Below are 17,092 nucleotides of genomic sequence, written 5' to 3'. Positions count from 1 at the left end.
CCGCGATCGATCACGAACGCTTGCGCATGGCCGCAATCAGCAGCGCGCCGCCGAGCCCGAGCAGGATGAGCGGCGCCAGCCAGAGCGGCGCGGTGCGCGCATCGACGGGCGGGCGCATGAGCACCTCATGGCCGAAGCGCGCCACCAGCGCGCCGCGCACTTCAGCGTCATCCATGCCCTCGCCGACGCGCTCACGCACGAAGCGGCGCATGTCGGACGCCATGGTGGCGTTGGAATCGAGGATCGACTCGCCCGCGCACACCATGCAGCGCACCTCGCGCATCAGGTCCTGGGCGCGCGCCTCCTCCTCGGGCGGCAGTTCGGGGCCGGCCTGGACGACGAGCGCCAAAGCGATCGCGAGCGCCTTCATGCCGGACGCTCCCGCGCCGGCGCGGCGCCGCGCGCACGTCGGCGTTCAAGCGCGGGACCGGTCGCGCGCGCGTGCAGCGCGGCCAGTCCGCCGGCGACGATGAGGCTCGCGCCGAGGCCGAGCGCCCAGATCAGCGGATGGAAGGCGGCGCGGATCTCGTAGCCGATGACGCCGCTCTCCCGCGGCGCCGGCGCGCCGATCGAGACATAGAGATCGCCCGTCGGACGGGGCCGGATGGCGACCTCGCGCGTGTTCTGATCGGCGGCGGGATAGTAGCGCCGCTCGGGCGTGAGCAGGCCCGTCCCGTCGAGGCGCAGGCGCGCGCGATCGGCGAGATAGTTGGGCCCGTCGGCGCGCACCACGTTTTCGAGCGTCAGCGTGCGTCCGGCGACCTCGAGGCTTTCGCCCGGCGCCAGCGCCTGATTGATGTCGGGCGGGCGCGAGGCGTCGGCCGCCGCGCCGAGCGCGATGAAGCCGACCCCGGCGTGGGCGAGCGCCCGGCCCGCCGCGGCCGTCTTCTGGAAGCGCGCCTTCGCCGCGGGCAGCGCGTTGGCGGCGTCCATCGCCGCCCCCGCGATCGCCCACAGCCCGACCGCAGCGCCGATGACGGCCATGACCGGCGCGCCGAACCAGATGAACACGCCCGCCCCGGCGGCGACGGGAAGGAGCATCAAGGCGGCGCGCATCTGCATTAGCCCCGGCTGCGCCCCGCCATTGGCCCAGGGCAGGAAGGGCGCGAGCGGCATCAGCACCAGCGCCGCCATCATCAGCGGCGTCGCCGCGGCGTTGAAATAGGGCGGTCCGACCGAGATCGTCGCCCCGCCGAGCATCTCCAGGACCAATGGATACAGCGTGCCCACCAGCACGACGCCGGCGGCGGCGGCGAGCAGGAGATTGTTGGCGCCGATGAAGGCCTCGCGGCTCGTCGGCTCGAAGCCCTCGCCTTCGCCGAGCGAGGCCGCGCGCAGCGCGAACAGGGTGAAGCCGCCGAGCGCGGCGGCGCCGAGCATGCCGAGGATCCAGATCCCGCGCTCGGGATCGAGCGCGAAGGCGTGCACGGACGTCAGCACGCCCGAGCGCACCAGGAAGGCGCCGAGGATCGACAGGATGAAGGCGAGCAGGGCGAGGAAGACGGTCCAGCCGGGAAAGGCGCCGCGCTTCTCCGTGGCGATGGCCGAATGGACGAGCGCCGCGCCGAGCAGCCAGGGCATGAAGCTCGCATTCTCGACGGGGTCCCAGAACCACCAGCCGCCCCAGCCGAGCTCGTAATAGGCCCACCAGGCGCCGAGCGCGATGCCGCCGGTGAGCGCCGTCCAGGCGCCCAGCGCCCAGGGCCTCAGCGCGGCGGCGAGCGCTCGGCCGCCGGATTTCTGGACCAGCCCCGCCGCGGCGATCGCGAAGGCCGAGGACAGGCCGACATAGCCCGCGTAGAGCATGGGCGGATGAGCCGCCAGCGCAGGGTCCTGCAGCAGCGGATTGAGATCGGCGCCCTGCACGGGCACGGGATTGGCCCGGTCGAAAGGGTTCGACGCGAAGGCGAGGAAGGCGAAGAACAGGCTCTGCAAGAGGCCCTGGAAGCTCACCGAGCGGGCGCGCAGCGCGGGATCCTTCGGCCCGATCCGGGCGATGCCGAAGCCGAACAGGGCGAGCATGGCGCACCAGAGCAGCATCGAGCCTTCATGGCCGCCCCAGGCCGCGGCGATCTTGTAGCCCAGCGGCTTGTCGACATGAGAATTCGCCGCGACATAGGCGATCGAGAAATCCGAGCGCAGGAAGCTCGCGATCAGCAGGATGAAGGCGGCCGTCGCCGCCGCCAGCGCGACGTCGACGGCGGCGCTTCCCGCCCGCGCGGCCGGCCCGGCGCCGCCGCGATCGGCGCCGCGCCAGGCGAGCGCCATCTGGGCGAGGCTCGCGACGAAAGCGAGCGCGATCAGGAAGCGGCCGAGCTCGGCGATCATTCGGTCCCGCCCTCGTCTGCCGACGTTTCGGGGCGATAGCCGTAGGCGCTCTCCGGCGACGGACCCGGCCCGTTCTCGTGCCACATGCCGGATTCACGCAGCGCGTCGGCGACCTCGGGCGGCATGTAGGTTTCGTCGTGCTTGGCGAGCACGCGGTCGGCGATGAAGACCCCGCCGGTCTCGAATGCGCCCTCGGCGACGATTCCCTGCCCCTCGCGGAACAGGTCCGGCAGCGAGCCGTCATAGCTGATGCGGATCTCGCCGGCGCCGTCGGTGACGGTGAAGTCGGCGCCGCCCTCGGGCGGGCGCTCGACGGAGCCGTCGACGACCAGCCCGCCGACGCGCACGCGCCGGCCGGGCTCGGGCGGGTTCTCGGCGACCTCGGCGGGCGCGTAGAAGAACACCACCGCGTCGCGCAGCGCGGTCGCGGCGAGCGCGCCGGCGGCGACGAGCACGACGCCCGCGGCGGCGATGATCCACAGACGGCGGCGAGCCTTCCTCACGCGTCGCTCTCCTCGATCTCGAGCGCGCCCGACAGCGCGGCGATCATGGCCGCCCGTCCGGGCTCGCCGCCGAAGCGGGTCCGCGCCGCGGCGAGCGCGGCAGCGGCGGCGTCCGCTTCGCCCAGCATGGCGCGGGCGCGCGCCAGCGTCAGCCAGCCGGCGAAATCCTCGGGATCCTCCTCGAGCCGGCCGGCCAGGCGCGCGACCATCGCCGCGATCATCGCATCGGGATCGGCGCCGTCTTCGGCCATCGCGGCGAACGGCGCCTCGCCGCCCTCGCCCGGCCCGCCGGCGGGGCGCGACAGCAGGTCGGCGGCGCGCGCGGCGATCGCGGTGCGGAAGGGGTCGCCCTCGGGCAGCCGGGCGACGATCTCGCCCCAGCGCTGGGCGGCGGTCTCCCGATCGCCTTCCTGGTAGGCCGCCGCGCCGAGGAAGAAGGCCGCCTCGGGAAGCGCGGGATCAGCGGCGTGGGCGGCGGCGAAGGCCTCGCGCGCCTGCTCGCTCACGCGGCCCTCGTTGAGATTGACGAAAGCCTGGCCGAGATCGGACAGGATGCGCGGATCCTCCTCGATCCTGAGCGCGCGCTCGAACACCGCGATCGCCTCGAGCGAGCGATCGGTGCGCGCCAGCAGCCGGCCCAGCAGCGCCATCGCCTGCACCGCCTCGGGGTCCTGGCGCAGGATCACGCGCAGGCGCTCCTCCTGCTCGGTCACGCTGAGGCTCGCGGGATCGGCGTTCTGCAGCCGCGCGGCGCGGTCGGCGTAGGAGTCGCCGGGCTGGCCCGGCGCGGCGCCGACGGCGTAGGCGCCCAGCGCGCCGAGCGCGACGACCGCGGTCGCGGCGAGCGCCCAGGCGCGGCCGACGCCGGCCAGCGGCGCGGCGATATGGATGGCCGCGCCGACTCCGACGAGTCCGATGATCAGCGCCAGGACGATCAAGACGTCCCCCGCGCGTAGCTCACGAGCAGGTTGTTGGCGGGCATCTCGCGTCGACCGCTCCGTGCGAAACCGTTGCGCCCGGCCAGCGCGTCGACGGCATCGAGCGCGCGCACGCCCCAGCGCGGATCGCGTTCGCGCAGGCTGCGGTCGAAATCGCGGTTGGACGGCGCGCTCTCCGCGCCCTCGAGAAACGGGCCGTAGAGATGGAGCCCGCCGGCCTCGCCGAGCAGCGAGGCCGCCCCGGCGAACAGGCCCTCGGCGGCCTCCCACGGCGCGATATGGATCATGTTGGCGCAGAACACCGCGTCAAAGGGGCCCAGCCCGTCGGCCCAGCCCGGTTTGCAGACGTCGAGCTTGAGCGCCGCGGCGATGCGGCCGTCGGCGTCGCGCGCCCAATCGTCGATGCTCGCGCGCGAGGCCGCGTCCAGCTCGCTGGGAGTCCAGCTCAAGTCAGGCCGCGCGGTCACGCAGGCCAGCGCGTGCTGGCCCGTGCCGCTGGCGATCTCGAGCACGCGCGCTTCGCGCGGCAGCACCGCGGCGAGCGCCTCGGCGATCGGACCGCTGTTGCGCTCGGCGCTCGGCGAGGAAAGCCGCGCGCCGGACGCGTCGCGATCCTCGAACGCGATGGGGGTGCGGGAGGAACCGGTCATCGGCGACGTAAATAGTCGCTCGGCGGCGCCGTTTGAAGGAATTTAGGCGGCGCGGGCTGCGACCCCGCGGCGCACCAGGATCTCGGCGGATTCGGTTTCGCCGGCCTCGCCGATCAGGGCGGCGACGGCCTCGAGCCGCGCCGCGGCGGCTTCGACGGCGTCGGGTTCAGCGTCGCGCAGCGCGGCCAGCGCCTGGTTGCCCGCGGCCTCGAGGCGTTCGTTGATCTGGTCGAGGACGTGCTGATGAGCGCCGCCGACGGCCGCCCGCGAGGCGTCGTCGCGGGCGCCGCGCATGAAGGCGACCAGCGCGCGGGCGCGCTCCATTTCGGCCTCGCCGAGCGCGGCGTCGGCCCGGAACCGGCTCGATCGGCGCCGGCGCGGATCGGGCGCGATCGGATCGAGGGCTTCGAGCGCGCGCCGGTGGATGCGCTCCATCTGCTCGGCGGCGCGGCCGCGCAGCTTGACCAGGGCCTGACCCCAGGCGCCCTCCTTGCGGATGCCGATCTCGCGGGTCATGCCCACCGTGATCGCGGCGAACCCGGCGAGCGCGGCGACGGCGGCGTCGGCGTCGGCGCGCGTCTCCGGCGGGCGGGCGAACCCCTCGAGATGATGTCCCGCGTCGGCGAGCAGCGCATCGCCGACCCCGCACATGTCCGTCTGCGAGACCAGCAGATCGTCCTCGCGCTTGGCGATCAGTTCGAACACGCGAAGGATCCGCCAGGGCCGCGTCAGCCGCGCCATCACGAAATGGAGGAACCAGGCGGCGGCGTCGGGATCGGCCGCGCCGACGCGCTCGTAGCGGTCGCGGATCTCGCCGCGCATCTCGTCGGAAATGTCGTCGAGGGAATCGGGCAGATCGGAGAGCGCCGCGCGCAGGGCCGGCGCGCCGCGCAGCACGACCGCGACGCCGCGCAGGGGTGAGAGATCGGCGACGCCCAGCCGGCGGCGCAAGTTCCGCTCCGCCGTCTCGTCGGCCTTCGCCTCGTCCAACGCCTCGAGCATCGCCGCAGCGGCTCGGGCGCGGGCCTCGTCCAGGCGCCCCTCGCCTTCGGGTTCGAAGACGGCGGCGGCGGCGGCCCGCGCGGCGTCGGCCGCTTCGGGATCGAGATCGTCGGCGATCCAGCGCCACAGCGCCTCCAGCAGGTCCGGCGGCGCGCAGGCCCGCGAGGGCGGGGTCGTCTCGGGATCGCCCGCCAGCGGGGCGATCGGCGCGAAGAAGCGCTCGCGCGCGGCGGCCTCGGGATCATGGGAGCAATAGCGGACCAACCGCGCCAGCGCGGGATCGCTCGCCGCGGCCGCGTCGGCGAGCTGCGCGCCCAAGTCGTCCGGCAACGCGCCGAGCAGCGCGCGCAGACGATCGATCTTGGTCGCGGTCAGCGTGGTCATGCGCCCGAACGTCCGGAAACCCAGACATCAGGCATAGAAAAATACGGTTAACCCGGCGTTTCCTCTGTCGTCGCCCGCGCGCGCGGCAGCTCCAGCCGCGCCAGGAGGCCGCCGAGCTCGGAGCGCTCGAGATTGAGCGCGCCGCCATAGGCCCGCGCGAGATCATCGACGATGGCCAGGCCGAGCCCCGCGCCCGGCGTCTGCTCGTCGAGGCGCACCCCGCGCGCGAGCGCCTGTTCGCGTTCGGCCTCCGACAGGCCGGGACCATCGTCCTCGACGCGGATCTCGAACCGCGATCCCTCGATCGGCCGCGCCTCGACGCGCACCTGGACGGCGGCCCACTTGCAGGCGTTGTCGACGAGATTGCCGACGAGGTCCTCGAGGTCCTGGCGCTCGCCGCGGAACGCCAGTTCGCCCGGCGACGACCAGTCGATCGCGATCCCGCGCCGGTCGTGGATGCGCCGCAGGGTCCGGCCGAGATCGTCGATGACGGGCCCGACCGGCGTGCGCGCGCCGATGGCCGTAGCGTTCGCCGCGGCGCGGGCGCGGCGCAGATGGTGCTCGACCTGATCGGACATGACGGCGGTCTGCCGGCGCACGAGATCGGCGAGCGGGCCCTCCTCGCCGCGCGCCTCGTTGGACAGCACGGTGATCGGCGTCTTCAGCGCGTGGGCGAGATTGCCGACATGGGTGCGCGCGCGGCCGACGACTTCGCGCGAATGGTCCAGCAGGGCGTTGAGTTCGCCGCCCAGCGGGATGAGTTCGGCGGGATAGGCGCCGCTGATGCGCTCGGCCGCCCCGTCGCGGACCTGGGCCACCTCGCGCCCCATGCGCAGCACCGGGGCGAGGCCCACGCGGACCTGGACGAACACGCCGATGACGAGCGCCGCGGCGAAGGCGGCGAACAGTCCCGCCGCGGTCAGCGCGAAGCGCGCCACGCGGCGGTCCGCCGGCCGGCGATCCTCGGCGGCGATGAACAGGGCGGGCGTCTCGAGCCCCGGCAGGCTGACGGCGCGCACCACGATCCTCAGCGGCTCGCCGTCGGGGCCGGTCGCCGCCCCGGTCGCCGCGCGCCCCGGTTCGGCCAGCGCGGCGTCGACCAGCTCGGCGGACGGGACGAGGCGATCGTCCCATAGCGAGCGCGATCGCAGTTCGCCGTCGCCCGGCGACGCGTCGCCGAGGGGCGTGATCTGCCAGTAGCGTCCGGAGAAGACCTGCCCGTAGCGGGGATCGAGCGGCTGGCGCGGCGTGGCCAGGGCGCCGTCCTCGCTCACTTCGACCGAGGCGATGAGCGACTCGGCGACGCCGGCGAGCCGGTCGTCGAGATCGGACAGAACGGTTTCGCGGAACAGCAGGGTCAGCGCGAATGCGCCCAGCATCAGGACCGCCGCGGCCCAGGCCGCGGCGGTGACGACGAGCCGCCGTACGAGCGAGCCGCGGCGGGCGAGTCCGGTGTCGCCCTCCGCCGTCACCCGGCCTTCACGTCGGCTTTGTCGGCGGCGGGATCGACGAGCCGGTAGCCGAGCCCGCGCACGGTCTCGATCCGGTCGGAGCCGATCTTCTTGCGCAGGCGGCCGACGAACACCTCGATCGTGTTGGAATCGCGGTCGAAATCCTGGTCGTAGATGTGCTCGACCAGCTCGGTGCGCGAGATCACGCGATCCTGGTGATGCATCAGGTAGCTGAGCAGCCGGAACTCGTGCGAGGTGAGCTTGACCAGCCGGTCGCCGAGAAAGACCCGGGCGCCCCGCGTGTCGATCGTGAGATCGCCGCTTTCCAGCGTCGACGAGGCGTGACCGGCCGCCCGGCGCGTCAGCGCGCGCAGCCGCGCGAGCAGCTCCTCGGGGTGGAAGGGCTTGGTGAGATAGTCGTCGGCGCCGGCGTCGAACCCGGCCACCTTCTCGCTCCAGCGGTCGCGGGCGGTCAGGATCAGCACCGGGAAATCGCGGCCGGCCTCGCGCCAGCGCTCCAGAACCGTCACGCCGTCGAGCTTGGGCAGACCGAGATCGAGCACGACGACGTCATAGGGTTCGGTGTCGCCGAGGAACCAACCCTCCTCGCCGTCCGGCGCCGTGTCCACGGCGTAGCCGGCGTGATCGAGCGTCTCGGCCAGCTGGCGGCTCAGGTCGGGCTCGTCTTCCACGATCAGGACGCGCATGGCGACCTCCCTCTCGGCCTCAGGACAGGATCCGCCCGGTCCGCGCATCCACCCGCACATCCCGGCGCCGGCCGTCCGACGTCAGGATCTTGATGATGTAGAAGGGGTTGCGCGAGCCCACGAGCTCGGCGTCGAGCACCTGGGCGCCGGGATAGCGGCGCCGCACGCTGTCGATCACCTGCCGGGCGGGCAGCACCCGGCCCTCGTCGCGCGCATCCCGGGCCTCGTCGGCGGAATAGCGCGAACGCGGGTCGAAGTTCTGGGCCGCGGCGACGTCCGTGGACAGGACGGCGGCGGCGAGAACCAGCGCGGATGCGAGCGTGCGGATCATGCCCTCCTTATCGCCCGGGCGGTCTGAACCCGTGCTGAACGGGACCAGCGGCCGCCGTTCATGCGCCTCAGCGCCTGAAGCGCTTGCGCGGATCGTAACCCGCCGGCGGCGTCCATGTCTCCGCGAAGCGTTCGAGCTCGGCGTCGTCGGTCGGCACGTCGACGAGCAGGCGGATGATCTGATCGCCGCGCCCGCCGGACGCCTTCGGGGCGCCCTTGCCGCGCAGGCGCAGCAGCGCGCCCGAACTCGATCCCGCCGGCACCCGCACTTCGACGGGGCCGTCGACGGTCGGCGCGCGGACCTTGGCGCCCAGCACGGCTTCCTTGATCGAGATGGGCAAGTCGACGCGGACCGCGTCGCCGTCGCGCCGGAACCAGGGATGGGACCGGATCCTGACCTCGACCAGCGCATCGCCGGCCGGTCCGCCGGCCTGGCCCTGCCCGCCCTGGCCCTTGAGGCGCAGCACCTGGCCGTCCTCGACGCCGGCGGGAATGGCGACGTCGAGCGCCCGGCCGCCCGGCGCGCTCACCCGGCGCTTTCCGCCCTTGATGGCTTCCTCGAAGCTGATTTCGACCTTGCCGCGCACATCGGCGCCGCGCATGGGCGGCGGGCCGCGGCGCCGGCCGCCGCCGGGGCCGCCCTGGCCGAACTCGCCGAACAGGTCGGAGAAGATGTCGCCGAGATCCTCGAACCGGCCCGAGGGACCGCGCTGGCTGGCGCCGGCGCCCGGCCGCGAGCGGTAGTGGAACGGCGCGCGCTCATTGCCCTCGGCGTCGATCTCGCCGCGGTCGTACTTGGCGCGGGTCTCCGGATCGGACAAAAGCTTGAAGGCCTGTCCGACCTCCTTGAAACGCTCCTCGGCGGCCTTGTCGTCCGGACGCGTGTCCGGGTGCAGCTCCTTGGCGAGCTTGCGGTAGGCCTTGCGGATCTCCTCGGCGGTGGCCGATTTCGATACGCCGAGAATCGCGTAGGGGTCCTTCATTGCGGTCGTGGTCATAGCAGTCCCGTGCGGACGAAGCGATCAGAACGCGGTTACACGTGATTTTCCTTCATGTACGCACGATTTGCGCCACCGCAAGCGCCTAGCTCGCGGCCAGCGACATCTCCGCGGCCGCGCCGGGACCGATCGCGTCGGAGATCTGGGCGACCCGCCAGCGCGCGCCGGAAAGCCCGCCGGGATAGAGCGCGGAAAGCTCCGCGTCGGATAGATCGAGCGCAGACGCCGCCGTTTCGCGCTCGGAGACGACCGCCCCGCCCGAGTCCAGCAGCTCCACGCGATACGCCTCGCGCGCCTCGCCGAGCGGGACGCGGCCCGCCGTCCACGCGTCGCCGCCGATGCGGGTGCGCCGGATCCAGCTCAGCGAGAGGCCGTCGGCGAAGGTCTCGACGCGCAGATGCACCGGCGAAAGCGGGCGAAGATCGACAGCGCCGTAGGTCGCCGATGTGATGCGCGCGGCGATGTCGTCGACGCTGCGGCCGGCGGGAACCGCAATGATGCTGAGCGCAACGCCGCGTTCATGATCGGCGACCGGAACGATCGCGCCGGCCCCGTCGAGCAGGACGGCCGCCGCGCCCGGCGGCGCGCCGTCGGCTGGGCTCCCGCCCAGCCCGCGCAGGAGCCCGGTCAGCCGCCACGTGTCCGACGCCGTGAGCTCGGCCGTCCTGAACTGCACGACCTCCCAGCCCGACGGGCCGGCGACCGCGATCCGGTTGGCGCCGGCGAGCACGGAGAGCCGCTCGGCCGAAGAAAGCGCGCCGGAATCCAGGCGGACGATCAGCGCATTCGCGCGGTCCCAGCGGCCTTCGACGCCCGGGCCGAGCGGCTCGGCGAGAACCCCCGCCACCGCGCGACGGGTGATGCGGGCGCGTTCGGTCGTCGACGCCGCGTCGGCGCCGGCGTGGACGACGATCTCGCCGGGCCAGGGGTCCGCGCTCGCCGCCGCCCACAGCCCGCCGCGCGCCTCGCCCTCGCCTGGCGCCAGCGGCAGGTCGAGCAGATGGATCACTGGGCGCGGATAGACCGGCGCCGGCGCGCCGGGTCCGGGCACCGGACCGGCGAGGCTTGTCGCGGCCGGGGCGGCGCCGGCGAACGCCGCGCTTCTCAGCGCCAGCCCGTCCAGCGCGGCGATCGACCAGGCGCGGCCCTGCGGACCGGCGTCGAGCGTGACCGCGTCGCCCGGCTCCAGGCGCGCAAGGGACGGCGGCAGCACGGCGTCCGCGCCTTCGGCCGCGGCGACCGCCCGCGCGAGCGCGGCCCGCGCCCAGGACGCGGCGAGATCGGGATCGGCGAGCACGGGCAGGGACAGGTCGATCAGGCGTTCGCGCTCGGCGTCGACGCCGCGGCCATAGGCGCTCGCGGGTCGATAGCTTCCGTCGTCGGCGATATGGGCCAGGCGCGCCTCGACCGGGCGCTCCGGCCCGCCGAGACGGGTGAAAGCGAGCGGCGGAGCGTCGTCGGGGCGCGCCAGCGCGTCGGATGAAAGCTCCGTCGTCGCGTCCGCCGACGCGGAAACCGCCGCGGGGCCGTCGGCGCGGTCGACGAGCGAGAAGCCGAAGACCGCGCCCAGCGCCTCCAGGACGGCGCGCGCGCTCGTCGTGCGATCGATCAGGAAACCCGCCAGCACGCCGTCCAGCGCGGACACGTCGACCGTCGCGATCCCGGCGCGTGCGCAGATATCCGCAACGATGCGGCCGAGCGCGGACTGTCCGGCGCGGCCGGTGAGCCAGTGGCCGGTGGTCCAGTTGGGGGCGTCGCTCCAGACCTTCGAGAGGCCGGGGAATGCGGGAAAGGGCCGCGCGTCCCATGTCCAGGCGAGGCAGTGATCGAGATCGATCATCGGCCCGCCATAGACCGGCGAGACCGGGTTGCGGCCGTGTTCGTCGTCCCACCAGTCGAGCAGCGCCTCGATCCAGCGCCGCTGGATCAGGTCGTCGCGCGCGCCCGTGGAGAAATAGGGCGCGGCGCTTTCCGCGCTCTTGGGATCGATGAAGACGTTGGGCTGGTTGGCGCCCTTGTCGACGGCGGGACAGCCGTATTCGACGAAACGGACGGGCTTCGACATCGGCGTCCAGCCCGTCGGCTCCGGCTGGCGCACGCCGCCGATGCGGTCGTGATGGGCGTTCGACCACCAGCGCCTGAGGTCCTTGAAGCGGAAGACCCAGTCCTCGTCGTAGGCGCCGTCGGTGATCGGGGTGCGGATCTGCGCGTCGCGGTCGGCGGGGCTGGCGTAGAACCAGTCATAGCCCTCCCCGCCCTCGACATTGGAGGCGAGATAGGCCCGGTCGTGGATCGAGCCCGCTCCGGCGAGCGCGTCGAGATGGGCGTCGCCCTCGCGCCAGTCGGCGAGCGGGACGTACCAGTCGATCCCGACGAAATCGATCTCGGGATCGCTCCACAGCGGGTCGAGATGGAAGAGCCGGTCGCCGTCGGCGGGCTGGTGGCCGAAATTGGCGGTCCAGTCGGCCCCGCGCCGCGGCGTCTCGCCGGTTTTGTCGACCATGCCCGAAGACTACGCGATCGCCGCCTCGGTCGGATCGTTTCTGCGGTTTTTCGCGCAGTGCACTGGTTTTGTTGGGGAAAGAAGTTCGAGCAGCGGGGATTGGCGGGGCGCTTGTCCCCGCTTCGCCCAAGCGCGTCATCACCAATCCTCTCTTCCCCGACGGAAGTCGGGGCCCAGGAGAGGACAAGCGGAGCGTTCAACGATCTCTGGGTCCCGGCTTGCGCCGGGAGAGAGCGAGTGAAGCCGCCCCCTCACTCCAGGATATGATCCTCGAGATCGGCGTCGTCGACGTCGCGTTCGCTGACCAGCGTTCCGTGCACGCCGACGCCGGCCTTGCGCGTCGAGTCCGGATCGCCGGTCTTCAGCGGATGCCAGTCGGGCAGCGGCCGGCCCTCGTTGATCAGACGATAGGCGCAGGTGTCCGGCATCCAGTGCAGCTGCCCGATATTCTCCGGCGTCAGCCGCACGCAGCCCGGCACGCGCTGATGCCGGTTCGCGTAGTCGCCGCAGCGCACGGTCTTCAGATCGAGCAGGCGGCAGCCCACGTCGGTGCGGCGCACGCGTTCCTCGGGATCATCGGCGTCGACCAGCAGCAAGACGCAGCACTTGCCGCAGCCGTCGCACAGCGACTCCCATTCGGAGGAAGTCATTTCCTCGAGCGTCTTGCGCTCGTAGAAGGGACGTTCATCGGTCATCGCCCGAATTTAGCCGTCTTCGGGCGTTGATGAGAGGGGCCGCATTCAGCCGGGGACGAGTCGATCACCTTCCGCGCCGACATACGCGAGCCGTTCGCCAGGCGCTTGGCGCGGCGCCTGCCCGCCATCATCGGCGGGGTGGTCCTGCTCGGCCTGGTCGCCGCGCTGACCGGCGCGGCGGTGTTCTGGCACTGGGCGTTCAGCGACCTGCCCGCCCCGCCCGAAAGCGCCGAGATTCTGTGGGAGACCCGCCGCGAGCCGGCGCTGACCGTGCTCGACCGCGACGGCGAGGTGCTGAGCGTGCGCGGCCCGCGCTACGGCGAGATCGTGCGGCTGGAGGAGCTGCCCTCCTACGTGCCCCAGGCCTTCATGGCGATCGAGGACCAGCGCTTCTACAGCCATGACGGCGTCGACTGGCGCTCCATGCTGCGCGCGCTGGTGGTCAATGTGCGCGCGCGCGACACGCTCCAGGGCGGTTCGACCATCACCATGCAGCTGGTGAAGAACCTGATCCTGTCGCCGGAGCGGACGATCCGGCGCAAGCTCCAGGAGATGCGCCTGGCGATGCAGCTGGAGAACCGGCTGACCAAGGACGAGATCCTCGAGCTCTACATCAACCGCATCTATCTCGGCGAGCAGGCCTACGGCATCGAGGCCGCCGCCCAGCGCTATTTCGACAAGTCCGCCCGCGAGCTGACGCTTCAGGAGGCCGCCATCCTCGCCGCCCTGCCCAAGGCACCGAGCCGGCTCGCCCCGACGGTCAATCTCGAGGCCGCCCAGGCCCGCGCCTCCCAGGTCCTGCGCGACATGATGGAGGCGGGCTATGTCGACGGCATGACCTATCTCACCGCGGTGAACACGCAGGCCGCGCCGACCGCCGACGCGCTCGAGACGATCGACCCCAACCGCTACGGCCACATCTTCGATTTCGTCGCCGCCGAGGCCGAGCGCCTGCTGGGCGAGGAGGAGGCCGCGCCCGACCTGGTGATCGAGACGACCATCGACCGCGATCTTCAGCGCGCCGCCGACGACGCCGTCGAGACCGTGCTCGCCGAGGAGGGCGAGGCCGTCGACGCCGGCGAAGGCGCGCTGGTCGCGCTCGAACTCGACGGCGCGGTGCGCGCCATGGTCGGCGGACGCGACTACGCCGAGAGCCAGTTCAACCGGGCCACGCAGGCGCTGCGCCAGCCCGGCTCGGCGTTCAAGCCGATCGTCTTCGCCGCGGCCTTCGAGGCGGGCATGGAGCCCTACACCGCCTTCGAGGACGCCCCGATCGAGATCGAGGGCTGGAGCCCGGAGAATTACGGCGGCGGCTATCGCGGCCGCATCACCATCGCCGACGCGCTCAAGCGCTCGATCAACACCGTCGCCGCCCAGGCCGGCCTCGCCGCCGGCCCGGAGCTGGTCGCCGAGATGGCCGAGCGGCTCGGGATCACCACTGAAATGAGCCCGCACGCCGCGATTACGCTGGGCGCCGAGGAGGTGAAGCTGATCGACCTCACCGGCGCCTACACCGTGTTCGCCAATGACGGCCGGCGCCGGCCGCCCTGGATCATCTCGGAGATCCGCAATTCGCGCGGCGAGGTGCTGTATCGCCACGAGTCCGAACGCGGCGCGCAGGTGATCCCGCGAGAGGACGCCCGGGCGATGTCGACGCTGCTGCAGGCCGTGATCGAGGAAGGCACGGGCCGGCGCGCCCGCCTACCCGGCCGGCAGGCCGCGGGCAAGACCGGCACCAGCCAGAACAGCCGCGACGCCTGGTTCGTCGGCTACACCGCCCAGCTCGCCGCCGGCGTGTGGGTCGGAAACGACGACGACGCGCCAATGGACGACGTCACCGGCGGCGAGCTGCCCGCCCAGATCTGGCGGACGTTCATGACCGCCGCCCACGAAGGCGTCGAACCGGAGCCGCTCTCGGCGCCGGCGCCGCGGCGGCGCACCGAGCGCGAGGAGAGCCTCGCGGCCTTCTACTCGGCGCTGTCGGCGTCCTTCGGCGACGTGCTCGAGGCGTCGGACGAAGCGCTCGAATCCTCGTCGTTCGAGGAGGAGCTGGATCCCGCTCCCGTGGAAGGCTGAGGCCCGCCCAGAGCGGCGCGCAATTCGGCGATCTCCGATCGCATCGATCGAATTTCGGCGAGCAGCTCCGTGCGCTCGTCATGGGCGGTCTCCTGGCGCTCCGTCTCCTCGTCGAAATGCTTCGACTGGAGCGAGTCCACGATCACCGCGATGAACAGGTTCAAGACCGCGAAGCTCGTCAGGATGATGAAGACGACGAAGAACACCCAGGCGAAGGGATGCGCCTCGCCGACCGGCCGGGCGACCGCCATCGACCAGCTCTCCAGCGTCATCACCTGGAACAGGGTGAAGGCCGAGGCGCCGAGATCGCCGAAGAATTGCGGATGCGTGCCCGCGAACAGCTTCGCGCCCATCACCGCGGCGACGTAGAAGATCAACCCGAGCACCAGAAGGATCGCGCCCATGCCGGGGATGGCGCGGGCGAGCGCCTCCACGACGGCGCGCATCTGGGGCAGCACCGAGAACAGCCGGAACAGGCGCAGCACGCGCAAGGCCCGCAGCACGGTGAACGCGCCCGCGCTCGGCACGAGCGATATGCCCACGACGAACAGGTCGAACCAGTTCCAGCCGGAGGTGAAGAAGCGGCCCCGCCAGGCGACCATCTTCAGCGTCAGCTCGACGACGAACATGCCGATGATGACGCTGTCGGCCAGATGCAGCGCGGCGACAACATCGTCCGGCAGCGGATAGGTGGTCGCGCCGAGAATGAGCGCGTTGATCAGGATCAGCCCGGTGATGAAGTGCCGGAAGGCCGCGCTCTCGACCAATCGGGAGAGCCGGCTGCGGTCCTTCCCGGCGCTTTCGACCTCGCTCGTCATCAGATCCCGTCTCCAGCCGGACAGCCTCGCCCGTTCGTTAGACGCGACCGTCGCGGCGCGCAACGGCCTTCGCGCGGCAAGGCTTTATCAAGACGGCCGCACTACCATCGCGGCATGACCTGGATGCTTCCTCTCCTACTGCTCGCCGGCGCGGGCGGCCTGCCCGACGGCGCCGTGCTCGAAGGCCATGAACGCCGCGGCGCGGTGATCGAGCGTCTCCACGGCGCGCCCGCAGAGAGCTGGGCGGCGTGCTCGGCGACCTGCGCGCTGGAGGCCCGCTGCCGGGCATGGACCTGGCGGCCGGCGCGGCCCGACCGCGGCGGACGGTGCGAGCTGCTCTCCTCCGCGCGCACGCCCGCGCCGCATCCCGTCGCCGTGACCGGCCTGTCCGAAGACGTCGCCGCGCGCATCGAGGCCGCCGGCGAGCGCCCGCCGAACCGGATCGAGCAGCGCGCGCTCATCGTTCTCGACGGCCATCCCGCCTCGGGCGATCTGGCGATCGCGACCGAACTCGGCGGCGAGCTCGCCGGCGCGGCGCCGCAATGAGATTCACCATATCGACGCACGGTTTCTTTACCGGCCGATCTGAGGATGCAGGAGCTGTCTTCCCGCAGGAGGCCTGAATGAGCGGCTTGTCGAAACTGGACGCACTGACCGCGCTCGCGAAGGAGAAGTCCTCGGACCGCCGGCGCGAGCTTCTGCGCGAGGTGACCGATCTCTTCTTCGACACCGAGGCCGAGGCCGGCTCCAGCGTCCAGTCGCAGTTCGGCGAGATCCTCTCAGTGCTCGCCAGCCAGGCCGCCCAGGACGCGCGCGTCGAGCTGTCGCGCCGCTTCGCCGACGCCGAGGCCGCGCCGCGCGATCTGATCCTCCAGCTCGCCCGCGACGCGATTGAAGTCGCCGCGCCCGTCCTTCAGGGCTCGTCGGCGCTGAGCGAGGAGGACCTTGTCGCCATCGTCGAGGAGGCCAGCCAGCAGCACATGCGGGCGATCTCGCAGCGCGAGGACGTTTCCGAGAAGGTCTCCGAGGCCATCGTCGAACACGGCGACGACGAGACCGTCGCCACCCTGGTCAGCAACGACAACGCCAGCCTCTCGCGGCGCGTCTACGAGGAGGTGACCCGCCGCGCCCAGGAGAGCGAAACGCTCCAGGCGCCGCTCGTCGGCCGCCAGGACACCCCGCCCGACCTGCTCAACGATCTCCTCGTCGTCGTCAAATCGACGCTGCGCGAGACCATCCTCCAGCGCTTCGACGGCCTGGAGCCCAAGGCGCTCGAGGACGCCCTCGCCGCCTCCGACGCCCGGCTGCGCGCTCGGCTGGCCGAGGACAAGGACATCGCCGAGGCCGAGAAATTCGTCGCCACCAAGAGCATGCGCAAGGAGCTGAACGGCTCGCTGCTCGCCTCGCTCTTGCGCGAGCGCAAGCATGTCCATTTCTGCGTCGCCTTCGCCGAGCTGGCCGGCGTCGATTTCAGCGCCGCCAAGCGCGCGCTCGACCACGAGTCGCTCGATCCGCTGGCGCTGATCTGCAAGGCGGCGAATTTCGAGCGTCCGCTCTTCGTCACCCTGGCCATGCTGCGCGAGGGCGACCGGCGGGACGCCTTCGCCGCCGCCGAGGACTATGGCCGCCACTACGACGCCATCGAACCGGCCGTCGCCGAGCGCGCCATGCGGTTCTGGCGCATGCGCCGCGACATGGCCGCGGCCTGA

16 protein-coding genes are annotated in these 17,092 nt (G+C 72.3%); 3 read left to right on the top strand and 13 right to left on the bottom strand.

The genetic code is table 11. The features are described from left to right. Positions 1-10: 10 nt before the first annotated feature. The 12 genes from DDZ18_RS10035 to DDZ18_RS09980 form a co-directional block, all read right to left on the bottom strand. The gene (locus DDZ18_RS10035; RefSeq protein ID WP_109253258.1) at positions 11-370 is read right to left on the bottom strand and encodes a cytochrome c-type biogenesis protein; all 360 of its coding nucleotides are present in this window, start codon (positions 368-370) and stop codon (positions 11-13) included. Further along, complete coding sequence (locus tag DDZ18_RS10030; protein ID WP_109253257.1) at positions 367-2,328, bottom strand: heme lyase CcmF/NrfE family subunit; 1,962 nt, start codon at positions 2,326-2,328, stop codon at positions 367-369. Before DDZ18_RS10030 ends, DDZ18_RS10035 begins: the two co-directional genes overlap by 4 nt. Then, a complete protein-coding gene (gene ccmE / locus DDZ18_RS10025) occupies positions 2,325-2,831 on the bottom strand; it encodes a cytochrome c maturation protein CcmE (protein WP_109253256.1) in 507 nt (168 codons plus the stop codon). The genes DDZ18_RS10030 and ccmE overlap by 4 nt, the downstream gene beginning before the upstream one ends. After that, positions 2,828-3,769 (bottom strand): tetratricopeptide repeat protein, encoded by a 942-nt coding sequence (locus tag DDZ18_RS10020; RefSeq protein WP_109253255.1) that lies wholly within the window; start codon positions 3,767-3,769, stop codon positions 2,828-2,830. The genes ccmE and DDZ18_RS10020 overlap by 4 nt, the downstream gene beginning before the upstream one ends. Next, positions 3,766-4,419, bottom strand: coding sequence for a DUF938 domain-containing protein (locus tag DDZ18_RS10015; RefSeq protein ID WP_109253254.1), 654 nt, complete (start codon positions 4,417-4,419; stop codon positions 3,766-3,768). Before DDZ18_RS10015 ends, DDZ18_RS10020 begins: the two co-directional genes overlap by 4 nt. Positions 4,420-4,461: 42 nt before the next feature. Beyond that, entirely contained in the window at positions 4,462-5,805 is a 1,344-nt protein-coding gene (locus DDZ18_RS10010; protein ID WP_109253253.1) for a hypothetical protein, read from the bottom strand. 47 nt (positions 5,806-5,852) lie between these two features. Beyond that, entirely contained in the window at positions 5,853-7,277 is a 1,425-nt protein-coding gene (locus DDZ18_RS10005) for a sensor histidine kinase (protein ID WP_233245796.1), read from the bottom strand. Next, a complete protein-coding gene (locus tag DDZ18_RS10000) occupies positions 7,274-7,963 on the bottom strand; it encodes a response regulator transcription factor (protein WP_109253252.1) in 690 nt (229 codons plus the stop codon). The genes DDZ18_RS10005 and DDZ18_RS10000 overlap by 4 nt, the downstream gene beginning before the upstream one ends. Positions 7,964-7,982: 19 nt before the next feature. After that, positions 7,983-8,294, bottom strand: coding sequence for a PepSY domain-containing protein (locus DDZ18_RS09995; RefSeq protein ID WP_109253251.1), 312 nt, complete (start codon positions 8,292-8,294; stop codon positions 7,983-7,985). Between the two features lie 67 nt (positions 8,295-8,361). Continuing rightward, the gene (locus tag DDZ18_RS09990; RefSeq protein ID WP_109253250.1) at positions 8,362-9,291 is read right to left on the bottom strand and encodes a DnaJ C-terminal domain-containing protein; all 930 of its coding nucleotides are present in this window, start codon (positions 9,289-9,291) and stop codon (positions 8,362-8,364) included. 85 nt (positions 9,292-9,376) lie between these two features. Beyond that, a complete protein-coding gene (locus tag DDZ18_RS09985) occupies positions 9,377-11,794 on the bottom strand; it encodes a baseplate multidomain protein megatron (protein ID WP_109253249.1) in 2,418 nt (805 codons plus the stop codon). Between the two features lie 251 nt (positions 11,795-12,045). Continuing rightward, positions 12,046-12,489, bottom strand: coding sequence for a YcgN family cysteine cluster protein (locus tag DDZ18_RS09980; RefSeq protein ID WP_109253248.1), 444 nt, complete (start codon positions 12,487-12,489; stop codon positions 12,046-12,048). Positions 12,490-12,594: 105 nt separating this feature from the next. Between DDZ18_RS09980 and DDZ18_RS09975 the strand changes: the two genes are divergently transcribed. Further along, the gene (locus DDZ18_RS09975) at positions 12,595-14,565 is read left to right on the top strand and encodes a transglycosylase domain-containing protein (protein ID WP_233245795.1); all 1,971 of its coding nucleotides are present in this window, start codon (positions 12,595-12,597) and stop codon (positions 14,563-14,565) included. Here DDZ18_RS09975 and DDZ18_RS09970 read toward each other — a convergent pair. Then, positions 14,457-15,383 (bottom strand): ion transporter, encoded by a 927-nt coding sequence (locus DDZ18_RS09970; protein WP_109253246.1) that lies wholly within the window; start codon positions 15,381-15,383, stop codon positions 14,457-14,459. The two genes, DDZ18_RS09975 and DDZ18_RS09970, sit on opposite strands and share 109 nt — an antisense overlap. Positions 15,384-15,506: 123 nt before the next feature. Between DDZ18_RS09970 and DDZ18_RS09965 the strand changes: the two genes are divergently transcribed. Continuing rightward, positions 15,507-15,929 carry a PAN domain-containing protein gene (locus tag DDZ18_RS09965; protein WP_158272126.1) on the top strand — a complete coding sequence of 141 codons (423 nt, stop codon included), beginning with the start codon at positions 15,507-15,509 and terminating at the stop codon, positions 15,927-15,929. A gap of 77 nt (positions 15,930-16,006) precedes the next feature. After that, a complete protein-coding gene (locus DDZ18_RS09960; RefSeq protein ID WP_109253244.1) occupies positions 16,007-17,092 on the top strand; it encodes a DUF2336 domain-containing protein in 1,086 nt (361 codons plus the stop codon).

Origin of the sequence: Marinicauda salina (assembly GCF_003122085.1) — a bacterium.
In the GTDB taxonomy this organism is placed as follows: Bacteria; Pseudomonadota; Alphaproteobacteria; order Caulobacterales; family Maricaulaceae; genus Maricicauda_A; species Maricicauda_A salina.
This window is presented reverse-complemented; position numbering and strand designations above follow the sequence as displayed.

Excerpts from the sequence above, each read along its gene's own strand:
- DDZ18_RS09970 (WP_109253246.1), bottom strand. The coding sequence starts at position 15,383 with ATGACGAGCGAGGTCGAAAGCGCCGGGAAGGACCGCAGCCGGCTCTCC.
- DDZ18_RS09965 (WP_158272126.1), top strand. The coding sequence starts at position 15,507 with ATGCTTCCTCTCCTACTGCTCGCCGGCGCGGGCGGCCTGCCCGACGGC.
- DDZ18_RS09985 (WP_109253249.1), bottom strand. The coding sequence starts at position 11,794 with ATGGTCGACAAAACCGGCGAGACGCCGCGGCGCGGGGCCGACTGGACC.
- DDZ18_RS09990 (WP_109253250.1), bottom strand. The coding sequence starts at position 9,291 with ATGACCACGACCGCAATGAAGGACCCCTACGCGATTCTCGGCGTATCG.
- DDZ18_RS10010 (WP_109253253.1), bottom strand. The coding sequence starts at position 5,805 with ATGACCACGCTGACCGCGACCAAGATCGATCGTCTGCGCGCGCTGCTC.
- DDZ18_RS09960 (WP_109253244.1), top strand. The coding sequence starts at position 16,007 with ATGAGCGGCTTGTCGAAACTGGACGCACTGACCGCGCTCGCGAAGGAG.
- DDZ18_RS10035 (WP_109253258.1), bottom strand. The coding sequence starts at position 370 with ATGAAGGCGCTCGCGATCGCTTTGGCGCTCGTCGTCCAGGCCGGCCCC.
- DDZ18_RS10030 (WP_109253257.1), bottom strand. The coding sequence starts at position 2,328 with ATGATCGCCGAGCTCGGCCGCTTCCTGATCGCGCTCGCTTTCGTCGCG.
- DDZ18_RS10015 (WP_109253254.1), bottom strand. The coding sequence starts at position 4,419 with ATGACCGGTTCCTCCCGCACCCCCATCGCGTTCGAGGATCGCGACGCG.
- DDZ18_RS10000 (WP_109253252.1), bottom strand. The coding sequence starts at position 7,963 with ATGCGCGTCCTGATCGTGGAAGACGAGCCCGACCTGAGCCGCCAGCTG.
- DDZ18_RS09980 (WP_109253248.1), bottom strand. The coding sequence starts at position 12,489 with ATGACCGATGAACGTCCCTTCTACGAGCGCAAGACGCTCGAGGAAATG.
- DDZ18_RS09995 (WP_109253251.1), bottom strand. The coding sequence starts at position 8,294 with ATGATCCGCACGCTCGCATCCGCGCTGGTTCTCGCCGCCGCCGTCCTG.